The following is an 18,530-nucleotide window of genomic DNA, read 5'->3' as shown; positions in this document are numbered from 1 at the left end:
AATCAGTCCAGTAATCCCGTTTCAGCCGCTCTGACCAGTTCATCCACCACATAACGGATGTTGGGCAGTAACTGACGATTTTTCAGTCATAACGCACTGATGGGCATTTCACCACCGGAATGTCCGGCAAGAACTTCCTTTAACTCTCCCACTTTGCAAGTCTTTACCGACGAGCCAGAACGGTAACTGAGATAGACCACACCCCGCCAGCGTGGCGGCCAGCACCGCATCATCATCAGCAAATTCATGGATAGGTAAAGACGTATTTGTAGATAATCCTCATTTTACCGATGCAGTTGCAGTAACTTATATTACTGAAATTAAAAAACTTTGAATTGAATAAGAAAGATAGTGAGAAGGTGGTGAATAACGCCGGTAAGCGAGTGAAATAAATACTCACGTTTTAACTTGAGTCTCATCTTTCACTATACTGGACACACATTGATTCCAAGAATACTGTAGCGAGAACCATTCGAACCACTTAAATAGGCAATTTGCTATTATGAATTGCATCAAATACATCATGTTTGTAGTGACTATTAGCCTACCGGCTTTTTCATTTGCGGCACCTGATGTGCAAGTTGGATTTTCACCGGAAGGATCAGCTCGAGCATTAGTTCTGAAAGTTATTGGAAGCGCGCATAAATCTATCCAAATGATCGGCTATTCGTTCCAGGCACCTGATATTGCCAAAGCATTAGTTTCTGCCTGCAAACGGGGAGTTGATGTCCGTGTTGTTGTGGATAAGAGGCGTAACCAGGTGACAGCGAGTAAAGCTGCTATGTTGTATGTGGCTAATAATGGTGTAAAGCTACGTATTGATGGCCATTATCATATACAGCACGATAAAACGATTATTGTTGATAAGCAGACGGTGGAAACGGGGTCATTTAACTTTGCACCTTCGGCCGAAACTGAGAATTCAGAAAACGTTATTGTAATACGCGGGATGCCCAAAGTTGTTCAACAGTATGTAGCTCACTGGAATTCACGCTGGGCGCTGGGTATTCCTTTCAAACCTGAATATTAATTTGTTGTTATAACTGCTTAGATCTTCTGGTTGTGATGCAAAGGGCATAGAATGATTAGTCCTCTGAATTGGAGGTTTCATGCTAAAGAAGATATTAAACAGTAAGTTAGCAGGTTATATCGTAGGCATTTTGGTTGCGATTGGCCTTGGCGAAAGCTTCATCACGACTCAAAAAGAAGCTGAGAAATTCGCTAAATAATTCAGTCATCACGTCTAAGGCTACCTTTAGGGTGGCCTTTTTTATCGTACATCGCCAGCATCAATCACCCTTAAATCATCCCTGTATCTGAGTGGGTCGTGGCGGTGAGCTATTTTCGATATAACTACAAATACCTCCGAACAATGCCGAGAGAACTATTCATAATATTTAAAATCATATCAGTAAATTACCTTTAACTTCCCTCATAACGTTCAGTCGCATTTTTTAATAGTATTAAATTTATGGTATGAACCCCGTGTTTTGATTAATTATTCTGCCCGCTATTTTTTTACCTAACCTAGCTAGGTCATTGACTAATGACAAGGCAGGACAGGTGTTAGCCACATTATAATCACCGCCGTTTGTCTTCTTACTGGTGTGAAAGCATGACTTATCAACTCAATCTTAATTGGCCCGAATTCTTAGAGAAATATTGGCAAAAACAACCTGTGGTATTAAAAAATGCCTTCCCGAACTTTGTCGATCCTATTACGCCAGATGAATTGGCTGGGTTGGCAATGGAAGCTGAGGTAGATAGCCGTTTAGTTAGTCATGTTAATGGCCAATGGCAGGCAAGTAACGGGCCATTTGAGCATTTTGATAATCTGGGTGAAACCAACTGGTCGCTACTGGCCCAAGCGGTTAACCACTGGCATGCTCCGTCTGCTGAGTTAGTTCGTCCATTTCGCGTACTACCGGACTGGCGCTTAGACGATCTAATGATCTCTTTTTCTGTCCCTGGCGGTGGGGTTGGACCGCATATTGATCAGTACGATGTTTTTATTATCCAGGGTATGGGTAGCCGCCGTTGGCGCGTGGGCGATAAACTGCCACTGAAACAGTTTTGCCCACATCCAGCCCTGCTGCATGTTGAGCCATTCACACCGATTATTGATGAAGATTTAGCTCCAGGCGATATTTTATATATCCCACCTGGCTTCCCACATGATGGGTTTACTCATGAAACTGCATTCAACTACTCAGTAGGCTTTCGCGGGCCAAATGGCAGGGATTTAATCAGTAGTTTTGCTGATTATGCGCTAGAAAATGATCTTGGCGCTGAGCACTACAGTGATCCTGATTTAACCTGTCGGGAACATCCGGGCCGGGTTGAAGATTATGAACTCGACCGCTTGCGCGGGATGATGATCGATATGATTAATCAACCGGAAGATTTTAAACAATGGTTTGGACGCTTCGCCACGACACCGCGTCATGAACTGGATATTGCTCCAGCGGAGCCACCTTACGAGCCAGCTGAGATTGTCGATGCTCTGATGGATGGTGAAGTCTTGGCACGCCTGAGTGGGCTACGGGTTTTACAAGTCGGAAACAGCTTCTTTATCAACAGTGAACGACTGGAAACGGTGGATCCTAAAGCCGCTGACGCACTGTGCCGTTACACGATGATTGGTAAAAAGGAGCTGGGCGAGGCATTACATAATCCAGCGTTTGTTGCTGAATTAACGGATTTGATTAATCAGGGTTATTGGTTCTTCGACGAGTAATTATGCAGTTAACAGCGGCTTTTGAATGTATATAGATGATGCAACTCGAAAGCCGCTGTTAGGTATTAAATATTCACATAAATGGGATGATAATTATCCAACACTATGTTTTATATTGTTTTTTACAGCTTAATACTGTTCTGAAATGTACAGCTGTCAATAAAATATTACAGGTGACTTTTTATTGGATAATAATTTTACAAATAAAAAACAAAAGATATATATATTCAAATTATTAATAATATAGATATATCATAGAGATGCTTATTGATTATTCCTATTCCCTTACGTTTCGCTATGTGTTTTTTATTATAAACTCACATTTTTAATCTATTTTTTATTAAATAATAACCAATGGATATTTGTTTTAATTAAATATAAATAATATTGCAATTATTGACATCTATTACTCCTTATCTATATTAAAAGTGATTTCTATAAATCAGCAGAGGATGATATGTCATTTTTAAATGATGTCAGTGTCGTGTGGATAAAAAAAGACAAGCCGGTCTCTATTAATGAAATATATGATGTTGCTGTAAATAAAAAAGAGGTTGTTCTGGATAAAGAACTATTAAAGTGGCTTCAATATGGGCGCAGTTTATTAGAAAAAAAACTGGATAAAAATGAAATTATTTATGGGGTAAACACCGGTTTTGGTGGTAATGCGAATATGGTTGTCCCAGCGGAGACCATTGCAGAACATCAAAATAACTTGTTGCGATTTCTCTCTGCTGGCACTGGCCCGTCTCTTCCACCTGAACAGGTAAGAGCGGCGCAATTTCTGGTATTAATCGCGGTATGTCGTGGTTGGTCTTCAATTTGTCCAGCAACAGTAGAAATGCTGGCAGAGCATCTTAACAAAGGGATAATTCCTTTGGTTCCCCGCTATGGTTCGGTCGGGGCGAGTGGTGATCTCATTCCTTTAACCTATATTGCTAAGGCACTGTGTGGAAAAGGAAGAGTTTGGTATGACAATAGCGAACTAACAGCCGCAGAAGCTATCGAAAAAGCTGGATTACATCCCATTAGCCTTCAAGCAAAAGAGGGGCTGGCATTAATCAATGGCACTCGAATTATGACCGGGATTAGTGCTATTGCAGTTGTTAGATTGGAGCAAACACTTAAAGCCGGGATTGCTGGAATAACTATGGCAATTGAAGCCTTACAGGCCTCAGATGAACATTTTGATCCCCGTATTCAAGAAATAAAAAATCATCCTGGGCAAAAAGCCATTGCAGCGACATTGCGTAAACTGTTGAAAGGAACTCGCCAGGAAAGTCTGCTGCATAAATTAAAGCAACAACCTAATCTTTGTTCTAATAAGGGCACTGCAACAAGATTAGATTCGACGGTTCAGGAAGTTTATTCTATACGCTGTGTGCCACAAATATTAGGAATTATTCCTGAGTCATTGGCTTACACCAAAACGATTATTGAACGTGAGGCTTATTCTGCCAATGATAATCCTTTAATCGATCCCAATACAGGTGACGTCTTAAATGGTGGTAATTTTATGGGCCACTATATTGCAAGGACAATGGATGCATTAAAGCTTGATATCGCCTTGCTCGCAAATCATCTGCATTCGATAGTTGCCCTAATGATGGATGAGCGTTTTTCCCATGGATTGGCTAATTCGCTTAGCCCGGTACCGGGGATATATCAGGGAATGAAAGGAATACAGCTCTCACAAACTGCTTTGGTTGCCGCTATCCGCCGAGAATGTTCCCCTTCCGGAATACATACAATGCCAACTGAGCAATACAATCAAGATATTGTTAGCTTAGGAACGCATGCGGCACAAGATGTTGCTGAAATGGAAATAAAGCTACGCGATGTCGTCTCAATGACATTGATTACCGCAGCTCAAGCGCTGGCGCTTAGAGATAATTTACAGATTATTGCACCTGAAGTAGCGGCGTTTTATCACGCCGTCCGTCGGTTCTCTCCCTTCCTCGATAAAGATCGCCCTTTAGATGAAGATATTGCTCGCCTGTCACAAGCAATTATCACTAATGAACTACCACTACCGGACATTATTTTGGATTAATACCTTCATCTCTGACGTGGGAGTCAATCATGTTTTTAAAAAGTGTACGCGAACAAATAAGCTTGCTGCAAGAACAGGGCGATTTGAGGGTAATTAACCGTCCCGTCGATAGTTATTTAGAAGCTGCGGCAATTATTCGTCGCTGTGCGGAAATTGAAGCCCCAGTGCCTTTGATGACCAATATAAAAGATTATCCTGGTTGTTCAATTGTCGGCGGACTGGCAGCCTTATCATCCAATACTGAATACCCACTTTCCCGGGTAGCGATGTCTTTAGGATTATCCTTAACAGCAACGGCGCAGGATATTGTTCAGTATCTGGTCGATGGCTTGAAAAAAAAACCTTATCTACCGAAAGAAATAGACCGTAATTCAGCAGCCTGTAAGCAAAATATTCTTCATGGGGAGAAAGCAACATTGGCTCGCTTTCCTATACCGCAGGTACATCAATATGACGGCAACCGTTATGTTAATACCTGGGGCGTGTTTATTGTTGAATCACCTGACGGCAAATGGTGTAACTGGTCAATACAACGTGTGCAATATCATAATGACCGACAGATGATTGCATTGGTTTTCCCTAGCCAGCATATTGCTGATATATGGGAGGAATGGGTCAAAATAGGTAAGCCGATGCCTTATGCATTGGTTCAAGGATGTGAACCCATCGTCCCCTATGTGGCCGGGTTGCCTTTGCTTGACCGTGATGTTAACGAAGCCGACTATATTGGTGCGCTATATGGTAAGGGAATTGAGGTTGTTAAATGTGAGACGCATCATTTGAGGGTACCAGCCAGTTCCGAAGTCGTTATTGAAGGCTATTTTGCTATTACTCGCGAAGGTGTAGAAGGGCCATTTGGTGAATTTGCTGGATACACACCAAATGAAAACTCACTACAACCGATCTTGTCAATTGAAGCAATTAGTTGGCAAGACAACCCCATTTGGCCTGTGGTTGCTGAGGGTAAGCCGGTTGATGAATATCACACATGTTCGGGGATAGGCGATGCAGCAGCTATTCAGAATGTGTTGTTGGAAGCGAATATGCCGGTGTCCTTTGTTTGGGGGCCGCTATATTCTGCCTGTCATTTAATGATCGTATCTATTAAGCACAATTGGCGCCAACTCCATCCAGACTTGAGTAGTGAACAATTGACTAAAAAAATTGGGGATATTATTCATCAGACGCGTAATAGTATCAAATTACCCAAAATCGTGGTGCTGGATGACGATATAGATCCAACAGATACCCATTCGCTACTTTGGGCATTATCGACTCGTGTACATCCTGAGAAAAGGCGTTATTTCTATGAAAGTGCAATTTTGCCACTATTGAGTTGTTATTCGCAGGCCGAGCGCCACAGCCGTAAAGGAAAACGCGTAGTGATTGATGCGTTGTTACCTGAAAATTACGGTTCTATCAGCTCATTCGATTATGCCTATCCCGAGGAGATAAAACAGCGAGTACTTAAGAATTGGGTATCTGATTTTGGTGATAATGAATAGTATTGATGATAATTAAAAGCCCCACTCAATATTAAGTGGGGCTGTTGGTTTTTTAGTTTTTCGCTGTTTGGCCCGCGTTATTAGTGCTTTGGCCCTGGCTGATGGAGTAGGTGCCTTGATAGCTGTCATGGTCACCAATATTTGCCATTGAAACAGTTGGAGCCAGAATTGCTGCAATTAAGGTCAGAGCTGCGATAGTCATTTTCATAATAAATTCTCTTGTGTTTATTGATGTGAAAGCCGGTTGCTTTCGATAGAAGTAATGTTACTCCGATCACATAATTTGGATATCGAAGAGAATTGTTCATGTTGGTCAAAAAAAATGAAAGAAAACTAACTGTGCAACACAATTTAATTAACGAACATATCGCATCCATCGGTATATGGCGGCTCAAACTGAGCTAGCTCAATGATTGTTGATATTGACTTGTTTGTTAGGTCATGACTCTGATACGTGGCAGAATATAAAAAATAATGACTGCTTACCCACTTGAGATGACAAATAAATAAATATGGATCGCTCCCGTATACTGAAATTCCTGCTGCCTTACCTGTGGCCTAAAAATAATCCTAAACTGCGTTACTACCTAATTGCTGCCGTCATATTTATGGTGGTTTCGAAGGTCAGCACCACTCTGGTCCCTCTTGCATATAGGGCGATGATCGACACATTGAGCAGTGAAAATGCCAAGATGATGGCTATTCCCATCACCTTGATAATTGCTTATGGGGTCGCGAGAATCAGTGCTTCTCTATTTGAAGAGTTGCGTAACGTCATGTTTGTGCATGTCAGTCAGAATGCGACGCGGTTACTTGGTTTACGGGTATTTAAGCAATTACATGATCTCAGCTTACGTTTTCATCTGGACAGGCAAACGGGTGGGTTATCTTTATCTATTGAGCGCGGTACACAAGCGGTTGCGACGGTACTTTCGCGCATCTTGTTCTCCATATTCCCCATTTTATTTGAGATAACATTAGTCTCTCTTATTATGTGGCATCTGCTCGATGGCTGGTTTGCTGTCGCCATTTTGGCGACCGTTGCCTGTTACATCCTATTTACCGTGATGGCTGTCAGTTGGCGAACTCGCTTTCGGCGCGAGCTGAATCAAGCTAATGCCGATGCCAACACCAAGTCTATCGACAGCCTGATAAATTATGAAACTGTAAAATATTTTGGTAATGAACAGTTTGAGGCCGAACGTTTTAATCACTCCAGACAGCTGTATGAATATGCAGCGATAAAAAATCAATTTAGTTTTACTGCATTAAGTCTGGGGCAAACAGCCATTATATCGGTAGGGCTGGTTGTGATGATGTCTATGGCGGCGCAAGGTATTACGCAAGGTCGTATGACCATCGGTGACTTTGTGTTGGTCAATGCTTATCTTCTTCAGTTGTATCAGCCACTCAACTTCTTTGGGTTTATTTACTCCGAGATCAGACAGGCGCTGATTGATATGGAGAATATGCTCGATTTATTGATGGTAAAAAAAGAAATTACAGATCGTCCTAATGCGCCAACTTTGCAGCTGACAAGAGGAGAAGTGCGCTTCGACTCTGTGAGTTTCGGTTATGACCCACGCCGACCTATTCTGAATAAGGTGAGTTTTACTATTCCGGCGGGTAAAACGGTGGCAGTGGTGGGGGCATCAGGAGCCGGTAAATCGACACTATCTCGCTTGCTGTTTCGTTTTTATGATGTGACTGATGGTGCGATTTATATTGATGATCAAGACATCCGCAATGTGACTCAAGCAAGTTTACGTGAGGCTATTGGTATCGTGCCTCAAGATACGGTGCTATTTAATGACACGCTGCGTTATAACATTGCTTATGGCAGAACCTCTTCAAGTTTTGCTGAGATAGAACGAGCAGCGAAACTCGCGCATATCCATGATTTCATTATTAGCTTACCTGATGGCTATGAGACGCGGGTCGGGGAGCGCGGGCTTAAATTATCTGGTGGTGAGAAACAGCGGGTAGCGATTGCGCGTACGATTCTTAAAAATCCGGCTATTTTGGTTTTTGATGAAGCAACCAGTGCATTAGATACCCATACTGAGCGCGAGATTCAGGCCCATTTACGAGAAGTTAGCCGTGATCACACGACGTTGGTTATTGCTCACCGTTTATCCACCATTATTGATGCTGATGAAATTATTGTGATGGAAGCGGGCGCAATAGTTGAACGCGGGCGGCATGAGGAATTATTGCTGCACAATGGTCGGTACTCAGCTATGTGGCAGAATCAATATCATGAAGAAGAGCAACAGGTATTGTAACCGGTTGCTTTGAAACGCTATTCAAAAGGGTGCATAAAGATGAATGTGCACTCTTTTCGCTGATATTGGTTGATCTGCGGAACCAACCGTCTGAAATGCTCTGTTGCGCAATGTGTATCTAATGCCGCTTGGTCTGGCCACTCTTCAATAAAAACGAAGCTACCAGGGTCTTTATCATCAATGTACAAATCATAGGAAATACAAAGGGGTTCAAGCTTTGTTTTTTCCACTAATTCTTTATAGAGCGGCATAACATCACTGATGTTTTCTGGTTTGATAAAGTCTTGTGCGATAACTTTTAGCATAGGTTTGATAGCGTTAGGCTCCGGTAAAATGCGTGTAAGCAAATACCGCGAGGGCAATTGCTATCATAATCATTGTTGTTTTTCTCATTTCAATTCTGATCTCATTATCAATGGTAAGTTTTGGCTGGGTTATCTAAACCATAACGGAAAACCCGCTAAAAAACATCGACCCACGACAAAATACCTGACTTCAGTTTAAAATCAATAACACTGCTGGCGTCAGGGGCCTGCGGTTGGCTATTTCCTTTTTGGTTGATCTGTGTCTCGGTTTTAATATAATTATTTGTGTTAAATTTTGCAGTGTGCTAGGTCAGATAAAGGGGGGGGGTAACATGTCAGCACTTGAAAAACTTGTTTCGGCATATTGCCATACCAGCCTGGATTTTGTGGCATCCACGGTTGCTTTTATGGAAAACCAAAAAAAGAAAATTAAAGTTGACGAAATTGAAGCAAAACTTTCATCAGATGAACTCGATTTTTTCCGGGAAAGATTAGCCCACTACAGAGACATATATCGGCCTCAGTGATCCTAAGGCGGTTTGTTGTCCTTTCAACGTAGAATAAGCCGCTTGAGGGCGGTTTATTCTATTTTTGAAATAGCATTTATAAAGAATTCCCGCAGTACGAGAGTGACGTGCATCTATCAACAAAAAATTGCCGTGTGTTGAAACTCACCACATTCCCCCTCTATTTTTAACTAAACCCCGCATTTGTGCTCATAAATTGAGCAATTAAGCTAAAATTAAAGTAGGCAATACACTGACTGTGAGGCCTACTATGTACCAAAAAATAAATGGCGGTGAATACCGGCGTATCTTTGTTGTTGGTGATATTCATGGCTGCTATAAAAAGTTGATGGATAGTTTGGGTCGAGTTGCCTTTGATCGCTCGTCTGATTTACTTGTTTCTGTGGGAGATCTGGCTGATCGCGGCCCTCAGAATACGGAATGTTATGAACTGCTTAATGCATATTGGTTTCGTGCTGTTCGTGGCAATCATGAGCAAATGGCTATTGATGTACTGGCCGGTGATGAGGCTGATACCTGGATAGCCAATGGCGGGCGCTGGTTCTTCTTATTGGAAGGAAATAATAGATATCAGGTTGAACAGTTGATTAAACAGGCCGAACAGCTACCACTGGTAATTGAGGTTACGACTGACAACGGGAAATATGTTATCGCTCATGCTGATTATCCTTCAGATGAGTATGTTTACGGCAAATTTGTTGATGAGCATTTAGTCTTATGGAATCGTAAGCGCCTTAACGCGGCTATGAAGGGAGAAAGTGATGAGATCTCCGGGGCTGATAAATTTATTTTTGGTCACACGCCGCTGGTAAAACCATCACTATTTAAAAACCAGCTCTATATTGATACTGGCGCAGTATTCGGCAATACCCTGACCTTGATTCAGATTCAATAATGAAAAGTGTTGGACAGAAGCGCCTGCTACCACCCATCGCCTGTTGTCTCCGATATAGGTGATTCTGCTAGTATATTTTATCTTGCGCGAGTTTTGTTGTTGCTGCATATCTGACCCGCCACCACTTCGTATGGAAGCGGGTAATATCTATCAAAACGAGATAAAACGTGATGTGTATTTATTAAGTAATAGAATTCGTGATAACAGGACTGAGGCCGCAAATACTGACAACAGTAATGTGAACCTCAATGTGACATCAGATAAGTTATATGCGCTGGCAATAAAATAGAAAATCCCATCATGCAAGATATACACCCCGATCATGGATGGACTGATATAGGCCAGTGTTTTCTTTATCCATTCATGTTTAGTGTCAAAGTTATCAAATATTACAAATAAACATAAGCTCAGAATTAAAACATGCAAGTTATCGAGGAAGTAGCCTGCATTCACTGTTTTATATACATGTATCGACATAAAGCTTTCATAGTAATACATTGAAACTGCCGTCGGGATAAGAAGTACTTTTGCGACAAGACGGATCCTTGGCAATTTGGTTATTTTTTGGCAAATTTTTGAGCAGAGGAACCTGCCAGTCATATAATAAAACACCCACGTCCATAGTCTAAAATATTGTGGAAAATCAATTAAATATGGTCTTTCACTGAACGCGCTGATTAAATCGATAGAAATAGAGAATATAACCAGACACGAGAGAGTGATGATAGCCGTTCTGTTACTTTGTAGTACTTTCGAGATTATCGGGTTGATCAGATAAATAATAGCAATACTGAATAAAAGCCAGCTTTGCAGGAAATAGCCTCGCTTGAAGCCATCCTCATTGATAAAGTAGAAAAGCACGTTCCAGAAAATGATAATGGTTATGATAGATTTTAATTTTCTGAGTATATCTGCTTGATCTATCTCATCGCTCGAATCGATATAACCGATAATCATAAAAAACAGTGGGGTGGCGATGATCGACAAAAAGTACAAAACCCCCATTACTTCTCCACCTAAAAAGCACTGTTCGGTACAGGTTTTGCTGGCAGAATAAAAGGTAACGGCAGAAAAGCAGCTTAATGTCTTTAGCGCATGTAAACCGACGTTTCTCATATAATCGTTCGGCTTGAAATAAGGTTAAATGAGATATCCAGCTGTAAATGGCGTAGGTATAGCATTAGAACCTTCCTAGTTAGGCTACTAATTTTTCACTATTTTTACATACAATCTGAATGCTGTCACGCCTGACAGATTTAACCATAAATAAAAAAACGAGAAATATTCTTTTGAAAAAAAGACGTTTCCTACACCCTCCGGTGTTGCCTTCTTATATATCTCATGACGCCTCTATGGTTTACTCAAAAGTAAGGTGTTTCTGGTCTATCTTCATAATATTTAATAATTTTTATTTCATCACAAACAGATGTAAGTTAACAATTCATAGAGTGCTGAAGCACTAGCGGGTGTGGCCAATATGATAAGCTGTATGATCGTTGATAACGATAAATATCAAACACTAGGTATGGTAGCTATCGTAAAAAAGATATTTACATCTCTAGGATTTAAAAAAGAGATCAAATTCTATCGAAAAGCATTTTATTCAGCAGATATCATTTTTATTGGGGTTGATGAGTTCAGTTTTTTTGATGCTCTAAAGCGTTTGGATAAAGCACCTTCAGAAGCTGATGTTTTTTTGATTTGTGATGCTCGTTTGAATAGCTTTTTACAGGGTATCCCAAGATTCGGCAATGTGACGATGATCTTCAGAGAAGATTGCGTTGATACTGTTACTAATAAAATTACGACTGTTTTCAAACGTAAGCTTCGCGGGCTTAAAGATAACTTATCTGAGCGTAAATCTACGAGAGTTCTGAGTTTACCGTCGTCGGAGCGGCAGTATTTGACACCCAATGAAAATATCGTGTTGAAATTATTTAATGAAGGTTTTTCCGGCGGTGATATCGCCAGGATTTTGAAAAAGAGTGAGAAAACAGTCAGTGGGCAAAAACGGTCTGCTATGAAAAAACTGGGAGCCCGTACTGACGTTGAATTGATTAAAATGTTTATGTTCAAATAGTTAATATAAATAACGGACTGGATTTTTGGTTACTTTTCCCGTCAACATCAGAGAATACTAAAGGGATTGTCTAGTGCTAGCGGGCAGGGATGCCAGCTTCAAAATCCGGGAATACCCGGACAGCCCCAAAGCTATTTGGGGCTGTTTATGGGGATATCGCGGCGTTTTAGTAAAATCAAATCGGGATTAAATACTCTTCAATTTGGCAATCGTACTGTCAATATCAACTTCATGCTCTGAGAATGTGTAAGTGACATTTTGGAATGTTGTTATCGATAACATTTTTAATGGCACAGTTTTCTCTGAAATATCTTCTTCCTGCGGCCGGATTTTACTCATCAGCAAATTGACTGAAAGGATGGTATTGGCTTTATCAACTTCAGCCTGTGCAGGCACTTCTTTAGTAAAAGTATTGAAAGATTTTATACTGGTGAGTTTGATTCTTTCATTGGCAATAAAAATGTATTTGCTCTCAATGGCCACTTTCACTGCAAATGCTGACAACCCTTTGGTATTGGTTGTTGGCTCGAAAGTCACTTCCGCACCTTTTTTAATCATCTCGGGATTAGCAACTTTAATAACGTGAAAATAACGGTTATCTCCGTTCTCATCGGTGATAAAACCAAAACCTTTATCTTCAAAAAAAGTTGTTATTCTACCGTTCATCATGCATCTCGTATTAGCGTATCCAATGGACAAGTATAATACAGGTGAAACGCTTTCAGATACAGTCTGGGACTTTTTTAGGGCCAGTGCGGGTGAGCTGTAAAAGAACGAAACATGGATTTCTGTGCTAAAAATTGAGCATAAAAGCTGAGGTTTTCACTTTTTCTCTGTTTTTTGTGATCTCTGCCGTGGACAAAAAACAGTTCTATTGCTGTACTGTATTTGACACACATTTTGTGTCCAACATTCACGTAAAGGTAAGTTTGATGTCTAAGATTAAAGGTAGCGTTAAGTGGTTCAATGAAGCTAAAGGCTTTGGTTTTATTACCCCAGAAGATGGCAGCAAGGACGTTTTCGTTCATTTCTCAGCCATCGCTAGCAACGGTTTCAAAACTCTTGCTGAAGGCCAGCGTGTAGAATTTGAAATCACGAGCGGTGCCAAAGGGCCATCAGCTGCTAATGTTATCGCTATCTAAGTAGCCCATATCTCTTAAAACCCGCCTCATTGTTATCAGGCGGGTTTTTTATTTATCGTGTCAACAAGCATTGACGTGAGAGTGGGCTAAAAGAGATATGCCCTTAAAAAGGCAACGGTGATAACCAGGCAAAAAATAACTGCCAGCCATTCAGTTCCTGTTTTGGGTAAACTAAACATAGGATCTATCCAGCACATCAGTCACCCCATTGGCTAACTGTTCTCTGCTAAATAATTATCCGGTTCGTAGATTAAGAAAACATTAAGATGCAGTAAACAGTGGTGCTCTGTGATCCACGATTATTGAGCAGCAAAGTAATTAACCAATATGAAAGCCAGCATTGTCATGGCAAGTGAACCGGCCAGATTAAGTGCAACTGTGCTCGCAGCCCAAGCTAATTTCCCATCCTGAAGTAAATAGACAACTTCAACGGAGAAGGTTGAAAATGTCGTCAGCCCACCACAAAAGCCAGTAGTAATGAGTAATTTCCAAACAGGATCAATGTGTGCAATTCGGGTGAACAGTGCTAATGTCAGGCCGATAATAAAAGCACCGACTAGGTTTACAATAAGTGTTCCAACCGGGATATTGGGGGAAAAACTGTTTAGCTTCAGACTGACCAACCAACGGGCGACACTGCCCACACCACCACCAATAAATACTGCAAGCAATGTATTAAACATAAACACCTTTCTTTAGGGATACCACTATATCGGAATTTTACCGTTATTCAGCTTGCCAGCTCAATGCGGTTACGGCCATTATCTTTTGCCAAATATAGTGCAGAATCGGCGGCTTTTAACCATTGCTGATAGTTAATCATGTCATGACGGTAATCCGCGATACCGGCACTGACTCTGAGTTGCAGGGGCGGTGCTTGGGTAAAAACTAAATCGGCTAACCTTTCCTGAATTCGCATTAATACTTCCCGCGTTTGTTCGGCAGTTGTATTGGGTAAAATAGCACCAAACTCATCTCCACCATAGCGGCCAACAATATCAATGGCTCGCAACCCCAGCAGTAATTCTTCGGCAAGAACAGTAATAGCCTCATCACCAACGGCGTGACCAAAGGTATCATTTATAGATTTAAAATTATCAATATCCAGTAAAATTAGCGTGGCACCATGTTGGTAGCGTCGGCAACTATCAAATTGATTATGTAGCTGATGTTCCCAATGCCTGCGGTTATACAGCCCAGTTAATCCATCCCTGACACTAATACGCAATAACTCTTCTTTATTTTCAGCCAGGCGTTTTGCGGTTCGATAGGTGACTAATCCAAGCAGGGAAGGGTAAATAATTATCATCGGTAGGCAGGCATATACCTGAAGTGGCGAGGTCTCAGGTTTAAAGGGCAAATTAAATATCCATGCAGTCAGTAAACTACAGGCTATCTGTAAAGCCAGCCCTTTACAAAAAACATTTTTCCCACCAGAAGCAATATTGTTCATGCTCATCATGGAGAGAATAACGACTGATGGCAGAGCATTGAATGACATTATTGCAACCCAGACACCTCCCAGCGCCGAGTCTATTTTCATGTTTATGATTTCTTGCTCAAACGGTTGTTCAGAGCGTGAGGCCAGTAGGTAGGCAATATGTGGCCATACCAATCCATTAAGCACCAGCATTAGCCATAGCCATAATGGAGCATTCTGTGTGTAGAGCACGGAGCCTACACAAAACATGCCAATACCTAAACCAAATGCGCGGGGTAAATAAGTCCTTTTAGCGAAACTTAACCCGGATCTGCGAGTATTGATTCTACTTGAATAAGGCAATTGGCGGCTCCCTCGTTCTTTCTGCTTTGGGGGGATGTTAACGGCAATGTCTCATCCGGAATGAGTCAAAATAAATGAGAATAGACTCTTGAGTAAATCATAGTTCACTAACGAAATCTGTTACATATTACTCTTGTTTTAATCAGCAATTTATTCGTAAATAGCGCATGATTTAATGAACAGTACTAATCAAGAAGGTGTGTATGGAAGGTATCAGTATTACCAAATTGCTGGTAGTCGGCATATTGATTGTGTTGTTGTTTGGTACCAGCAAATTGCGCACGTTAGGTGCGGATTTAGGCGCGGCTCTGAAAGGCTTTAAAAAGGCGATGGGTAATGACGATGCTCCTCCAGCCAACACGGCTGCTGAGTCTACTAAAGTCGCAACAGAAGCCAAGCCGCCTATCGAGCATAAAGACTGATTATATCGGCAGGTAATAGAAACCGGCTGAGAAACTAAAAAACGGATCTCCAGTGGAAATCCGTTTTTGATTATCTGCTATTTAAGATGTAATAAAATATTTCAATCAAATTAGTCTGAACAACTATTCAGACTAATTTGGCTTATTTTACTTCCAACCCTTTTGCTTGCAGGTCAGCATGGTAAGAGGAGCGCACAAATGGGCCACAAGCTGCATGGGTAAAGCCCATCGCCATGGCTTCCGCTTTCATTTCATCAAACTCCGCTGGGCTAACATATCGCTGTACCGGTAAATGGTGACGGCTAGGTTGCAAATATTGGCCCAGCGTCAGCATAGTGACTCCATGACGGCGCAAATCACGCATAACTTCCACGATTTCAGCATTAGTTTCACCCAAACCGACCATCAAACCAGATTTGGTAGGAATATCTGGATGAGCTTCTTTAAAGCGCTCCAATAATTTGAGTGACCACTCATAGTTAGCCCCTGGGCGAACCTGACGATATACCCGTGGAACGTTTTCCAGATTGTGGTTAAAGACATCTGGTGGTGTGACAGTCAAAATATCTAACGCGCGATCCATACGGCCACGGAAATCTGGCACTAATGTTTCAATTTTAATGGTTGGGTTTTTGGCACGAATCGCTGAGATGCAATCTGCAAAATGCTGGGCACCGCCATCACGTAAATCATCGCGGTCAACCGAGGTGATAACCACATAGCGCAAACCCATATCTTTGATTGTTTGAGCTAATTTTTCTGGCTCATTGGCATCCGGTGTCACTGGGCGGCCGTGGGCAACGTCGCAGAATGGGCAACGGCGGGTGCAAATCGCGCCGAGGATCATAAAGGTCGCGGTACCGTGGTTAAAGCACTCCGACAGGTTGGGGCAGGAGGCCTCTTCGCAAACCGAGTGCAGACCATTTTTACGCATTGCTGCTTTAATACCCTGAATGCGGCTAGAGTCAGCAGGAAGCTTGATTTTCATCCACTCGGGTTTACGCAGCAGCTCTTGGCGTTCGGTAACCACGGTTTTAATCGGGATTAGCGCCATTTTATCTGCGTCGCGGTATTTGACGCCGCGTTCCATCTGAATCGGTTTACTCATAATCGTGCAGGTTCCAGTTCTGAATCTCTCAACTTGAGATTTTTAATTAAATTCAACGGGATATGGCGTCGTTAAAAAAATTTTGAAATTTGTTTAAAAATTATATCATCTTTAGCCTGTCTCATTCAGCCCCCAATTTTGTAGGCGTTTGTAAATAGCGCCGTATTGAGTGGCTGTGGGGGCGTTATTCATACTTCACATTGCTTATTGCCGGGCTATTGAGCGTCTGGTGGTAAATAATCAGCCAATGACCACGGCTGTTGCTCGGCATCGGGATAACCTAGCTGACGGGTAAATTCGCGCACTAATATTGGTTGAACATCGGCCATAGTCGTACCCGCTTTCAGCGCGCTGACTTGCGTCATTTGCATGCCTGCGTAGCCACAGGGATTAATACGCTGGAAGGGTTCCAGATCCATAGCAACATTTAATGCCAGACCATGGAATGAACAGCCCCTGCGAATGCGTAGACCTAATGAACAAATTTTCTGTTGACCCACATAAACACCGGGGGCATCCGGGCGAGCTTGTGATTCAATGCCTAAATGGGCTAGCGTCTCAATCACGGTATTTTCAATGGCGGTCACTAGCTGTCGCACACCCAATTTGGCCCGCTTGAGATCAATCATGATATACATAACTTGTTGGCCGGGGCCATGATAAGTGACCTGGCCCCCGCGGTCACTTTGGATAACCGGAATATCACCGGGCATCAGAACATGTTCGGCTTTTCCTGCCTGACCCTGAGTAAAGACGTGTTGATGTTCAACCAGCCAGATTTCATCTGCGCTGGTATCGGTGCGAAACTCAGTGAAATTATGCATGGCTTGAGATACGGGGGCATAGGGTTGTAGCCCTAGCTGACGTAAAATGATCTTGTGTTGTTGCAAGCGAGGCATCATCTGGTTACAGAAATGGTGGCGTCAGTATACCAGTCCAGCTGTGTCGAGGCACTATTTTGACGGATGAAAGCGATTATTTGGCCGTAAAAAATAAGGCCCGACGGCTGAGTAAGCAGTGTGGGCCATAGGTGAGTGGTCAGTATTTGAACGGTATTACAGCACCATTCTGACCAATTCAAGATTGCCTAATTCTTCATACAGCGTTTCCACTTGATCGATATGGGTCGCTGTAATGGTAATGGAAACAGAGTGATAGTTGCCTTTACTGCTCGGTTTGACTTCGGGGGTATAATCGCCCGGAGCATGGCGCTGTACCACTTCAACCACCTGGTTAACCAGTTGAGGTTCAGCAATGCCCATTACCTTGTAGGTAAAGGGACAAGGGAACTCAAGCAGTTCGTTCAGTTTAGTTTTCATGTGCGCTCCTGGGGTTTGACGGACAGATTGTTGTCGGACTGCTGTTAGGATAAAAAGTACCCGACTATAAAATTATAACTCCCGCCGGAGCGGGAGTTTCACATTATTTATAATATGGGGGTCGACTTCGGCTTTTCAAGGCCAGCGATTAGCCAAACCAGCGGTGGAACATCAGTTTGATGTAGTCCACCATGCGGCTGAAGATCCCGCCTTCTTTCACTTCATTCATGACAACCAGTGGCCGTTGATCGATGGTTTTACCATCCAACTGGAAGTTAATCATCCCGACAACCTGGTTTTTCGCCAGTGGTGCATGGATTTCTGGAGTATTCAGAACATAGCTGGCTTTCAAGTCTTTCATTCGGCCAC

19 protein-coding genes and 2 pseudogenes are annotated in these 18,530 nt (G+C 42.2%); 10 read left to right on the top strand and 11 right to left on the bottom strand.

Annotated elements, in window-relative coordinates:
- Positions 1–2: 2 nt before the first annotated feature.
- Positions 3–255, bottom strand: a pseudogene (locus tag ACNSO8_RS12625) (LysR substrate-binding domain-containing protein); the annotation flags it as partial.
- A 247-nt stretch (positions 256–502) separates the two neighbouring features.
- Here ACNSO8_RS12625 and ACNSO8_RS12620 point away from each other — a divergent pair.
- The 4 genes from ACNSO8_RS12620 to ACNSO8_RS12605 all read left to right on the top strand — a co-directional run bounded on the left by ACNSO8_RS12620 (position 503) and on the right by ACNSO8_RS12605 (position 6,295).
- Positions 503–1,030 (top strand): phospholipase D family protein, encoded by a 528-nt coding sequence (locus ACNSO8_RS12620; RefSeq protein ID WP_019081211.1) that lies wholly within the window; start codon positions 503–505, stop codon positions 1,028–1,030.
- Between the two features lie 585 nt (positions 1,031–1,615).
- Positions 1,616–2,737, top strand: a complete 1,122-nt coding sequence (locus ACNSO8_RS12615) for a cupin domain-containing protein (protein WP_019081209.1) — start codon at positions 1,616–1,618, stop codon at positions 2,735–2,737.
- A gap of 457 nt (positions 2,738–3,194) precedes the next feature.
- Positions 3,195–4,790 (top strand): HAL/PAL/TAL family ammonia-lyase, encoded by a 1,596-nt coding sequence (locus ACNSO8_RS12610; protein WP_019081208.1) that lies wholly within the window; start codon positions 3,195–3,197, stop codon positions 4,788–4,790.
- A gap of 29 nt (positions 4,791–4,819) precedes the next feature.
- Positions 4,820–6,295: a UbiD family decarboxylase gene (locus ACNSO8_RS12605; RefSeq protein WP_418394805.1), complete on the top strand. Its 1,476-nt coding sequence runs from the start codon at positions 4,820–4,822 to the stop codon at positions 6,293–6,295.
- 52 nt (positions 6,296–6,347) lie between these two features.
- Here the strand turns inward: ACNSO8_RS12605 and ACNSO8_RS12600 are convergent, their stop codons facing one another.
- Positions 6,348–6,503, bottom strand: coding sequence for a hypothetical protein (locus ACNSO8_RS12600; protein ID WP_005167863.1), 156 nt, complete (start codon positions 6,501–6,503; stop codon positions 6,348–6,350).
- Between the two features lie 304 nt (positions 6,504–6,807).
- Here ACNSO8_RS12600 and ACNSO8_RS12595 point away from each other — a divergent pair, with 304 nt between their 5' ends.
- Positions 6,808–8,580, top strand: coding sequence for an ABCB family ABC transporter ATP-binding protein/permease (locus ACNSO8_RS12595; protein WP_019081207.1), 1,773 nt, complete (start codon positions 6,808–6,810; stop codon positions 8,578–8,580).
- Positions 8,581–8,597: 17 nt separating this feature from the next.
- Here the strand turns inward: ACNSO8_RS12595 and ACNSO8_RS12590 are convergent, their stop codons facing one another.
- On the bottom strand, positions 8,598–8,885 hold the full coding sequence (locus tag ACNSO8_RS12590; protein ID WP_019081206.1) for a putative quinol monooxygenase: 288 nt from the start codon (positions 8,883–8,885) through the stop codon (positions 8,598–8,600).
- Between the two features lie 332 nt (positions 8,886–9,217).
- On the opposite strand from ACNSO8_RS12590, the gene ACNSO8_RS12585 reads away from it, so the two are divergent.
- Both ACNSO8_RS12585 and ACNSO8_RS12580 read left to right on the top strand, forming a co-directional pair.
- Positions 9,218–9,412 carry a glycogen synthase gene (locus ACNSO8_RS12585; RefSeq protein WP_005167868.1) on the top strand — a complete coding sequence of 65 codons (195 nt, stop codon included), beginning with the start codon at positions 9,218–9,220 and terminating at the stop codon, positions 9,410–9,412.
- A gap of 250 nt (positions 9,413–9,662) precedes the next feature.
- Complete coding sequence (locus ACNSO8_RS12580; protein WP_019081204.1) at positions 9,663–10,307, top strand: metallophosphoesterase; 645 nt, start codon at positions 9,663–9,665, stop codon at positions 10,305–10,307.
- Positions 10,308–10,457: 150 nt separating this feature from the next.
- On the opposite strand, the gene ACNSO8_RS12575 is transcribed toward ACNSO8_RS12580, so the two are convergent.
- Entirely contained in the window at positions 10,458–11,423 is a 966-nt protein-coding gene (locus tag ACNSO8_RS12575) for an acyltransferase (protein ID WP_019081203.1), read from the bottom strand.
- A 373-nt stretch (positions 11,424–11,796) separates the two neighbouring features.
- On the opposite strand from ACNSO8_RS12575, the gene ACNSO8_RS12570 reads away from it, so the two are divergent.
- Complete coding sequence (locus tag ACNSO8_RS12570; RefSeq protein ID WP_019081202.1) at positions 11,797–12,387, top strand: helix-turn-helix transcriptional regulator; 591 nt, start codon at positions 11,797–11,799, stop codon at positions 12,385–12,387.
- Between the two features lie 186 nt (positions 12,388–12,573).
- Here the strand turns inward: ACNSO8_RS12570 and ACNSO8_RS12565 are convergent, their stop codons facing one another.
- The gene (locus ACNSO8_RS12565; protein WP_019082650.1) at positions 12,574–13,053 is read right to left on the bottom strand and encodes a cold-shock protein; all 480 of its coding nucleotides are present in this window, start codon (positions 13,051–13,053) and stop codon (positions 12,574–12,576) included.
- Between the two features lie 266 nt (positions 13,054–13,319).
- Between ACNSO8_RS12565 and cspE the strand changes: the two genes are divergently transcribed.
- Positions 13,320–13,529, top strand: a complete 210-nt coding sequence (cspE, locus tag ACNSO8_RS12560) for a transcription antiterminator/RNA stability regulator CspE (protein WP_004716300.1) — start codon at positions 13,320–13,322, stop codon at positions 13,527–13,529.
- 299 nt (positions 13,530–13,828) lie between these two features.
- Here the strand turns inward: cspE and crcB are convergent, their stop codons facing one another.
- Both crcB and ACNSO8_RS12550 read right to left on the bottom strand, forming a co-directional pair.
- Entirely contained in the window at positions 13,829–14,212 is a 384-nt protein-coding gene (crcB, locus tag ACNSO8_RS12555; RefSeq protein ID WP_019081200.1) for a fluoride efflux transporter CrcB, read from the bottom strand.
- A 47-nt stretch (positions 14,213–14,259) separates the two neighbouring features.
- Positions 14,260–15,312 carry a diguanylate cyclase gene (locus tag ACNSO8_RS12550; RefSeq protein WP_020283421.1) on the bottom strand — a complete coding sequence of 351 codons (1,053 nt, stop codon included), beginning with the start codon at positions 15,310–15,312 and terminating at the stop codon, positions 14,260–14,262.
- A 203-nt stretch (positions 15,313–15,515) separates the two neighbouring features.
- Between ACNSO8_RS12550 and tatA the strand changes: the two genes are divergently transcribed.
- Positions 15,516–15,734 carry a Sec-independent protein translocase subunit TatA gene (gene tatA, locus ACNSO8_RS12545; protein ID WP_019081199.1) on the top strand — a complete coding sequence of 73 codons (219 nt, stop codon included), beginning with the start codon at positions 15,516–15,518 and terminating at the stop codon, positions 15,732–15,734.
- 142 nt (positions 15,735–15,876) lie between these two features.
- Here the strand turns inward: tatA and lipA are convergent, their stop codons facing one another.
- From lipA to ACNSO8_RS12525, 4 genes and pseudogenes are all read right to left on the bottom strand, one after another.
- Positions 15,877–16,842, bottom strand: a complete 966-nt coding sequence (gene lipA / locus ACNSO8_RS12540) for a lipoyl synthase (protein ID WP_004712243.1) — start codon at positions 16,840–16,842, stop codon at positions 15,877–15,879.
- A gap of 215 nt (positions 16,843–17,057) precedes the next feature.
- Positions 17,058–17,744 (bottom strand): lipoyl(octanoyl) transferase LipB, encoded by a 687-nt coding sequence (gene lipB / locus ACNSO8_RS12535; RefSeq protein ID WP_019082652.1) that lies wholly within the window; start codon positions 17,742–17,744, stop codon positions 17,058–17,060.
- Positions 17,745–17,897: 153 nt separating this feature from the next.
- Positions 17,898–18,161 carry a DUF493 family protein YbeD gene (gene ybeD, locus ACNSO8_RS12530; protein ID WP_005158389.1) on the bottom strand — a complete coding sequence of 88 codons (264 nt, stop codon included), beginning with the start codon at positions 18,159–18,161 and terminating at the stop codon, positions 17,898–17,900.
- Positions 18,162–18,309: 148 nt separating this feature from the next.
- A pseudogene (locus tag ACNSO8_RS12525) lies at positions 18,310–18,530 on the bottom strand (serine-type D-Ala-D-Ala carboxypeptidase); the annotation flags it as partial.

Source organism: Yersinia sp. LJYL362, assembly GCF_048323875.1.
Note: the sequence above shows the minus strand (reverse complement) of the source record. Positions and strands in the feature narration are given on the sequence as shown.

Excerpts from the sequence above, each read along its gene's own strand:
- ACNSO8_RS12605 (WP_418394805.1), top strand. The coding sequence starts at position 4,820 with ATGTTTTTAAAAAGTGTACGCGAACAAATAAGCTTGCTGCAAGAACAG.
- cspE (WP_004716300.1), top strand. The coding sequence starts at position 13,320 with ATGTCTAAGATTAAAGGTAGCGTTAAGTGGTTCAATGAAGCTAAAGGC.
- crcB (WP_019081200.1), bottom strand. The coding sequence starts at position 14,212 with ATGTTTAATACATTGCTTGCAGTATTTATTGGTGGTGGTGTGGGCAGT.
- ACNSO8_RS12580 (WP_019081204.1), top strand. The coding sequence starts at position 9,663 with ATGTACCAAAAAATAAATGGCGGTGAATACCGGCGTATCTTTGTTGTT.
- ACNSO8_RS12575 (WP_019081203.1), bottom strand. The coding sequence starts at position 11,423 with ATGAGAAACGTCGGTTTACATGCGCTAAAGACATTAAGCTGCTTTTCT.
- ACNSO8_RS12600 (WP_005167863.1), bottom strand. The coding sequence starts at position 6,503 with ATGAAAATGACTATCGCAGCTCTGACCTTAATTGCAGCAATTCTGGCT.
- ACNSO8_RS12610 (WP_019081208.1), top strand. The coding sequence starts at position 3,195 with ATGTCATTTTTAAATGATGTCAGTGTCGTGTGGATAAAAAAAGACAAG.
- ybeD (WP_005158389.1), bottom strand. The coding sequence starts at position 18,161 with ATGAAAACTAAACTGAACGAACTGCTTGAGTTCCCTTGTCCCTTTACC.
- ACNSO8_RS12565 (WP_019082650.1), bottom strand. The coding sequence starts at position 13,053 with ATGAACGGTAGAATAACAACTTTTTTTGAAGATAAAGGTTTTGGTTTT.
- ACNSO8_RS12620 (WP_019081211.1), top strand. The coding sequence starts at position 503 with ATGAATTGCATCAAATACATCATGTTTGTAGTGACTATTAGCCTACCG.
- ACNSO8_RS12585 (WP_005167868.1), top strand. The coding sequence starts at position 9,218 with ATGTCAGCACTTGAAAAACTTGTTTCGGCATATTGCCATACCAGCCTG.
- ACNSO8_RS12615 (WP_019081209.1), top strand. The coding sequence starts at position 1,616 with ATGACTTATCAACTCAATCTTAATTGGCCCGAATTCTTAGAGAAATAT.
- ACNSO8_RS12590 (WP_019081206.1), bottom strand. The coding sequence starts at position 8,885 with ATGCTAAAAGTTATCGCACAAGACTTTATCAAACCAGAAAACATCAGT.
- lipB (WP_019082652.1), bottom strand. The coding sequence starts at position 17,744 with ATGATGCCTCGCTTGCAACAACACAAGATCATTTTACGTCAGCTAGGG.
- lipA (WP_004712243.1), bottom strand. The coding sequence starts at position 16,842 with ATGAGTAAACCGATTCAGATGGAACGCGGCGTCAAATACCGCGACGCA.
- ACNSO8_RS12595 (WP_019081207.1), top strand. The coding sequence starts at position 6,808 with ATGGATCGCTCCCGTATACTGAAATTCCTGCTGCCTTACCTGTGGCCT.
- tatA (WP_019081199.1), top strand. The coding sequence starts at position 15,516 with ATGGAAGGTATCAGTATTACCAAATTGCTGGTAGTCGGCATATTGATT.
- ACNSO8_RS12570 (WP_019081202.1), top strand. The coding sequence starts at position 11,797 with ATGATCGTTGATAACGATAAATATCAAACACTAGGTATGGTAGCTATC.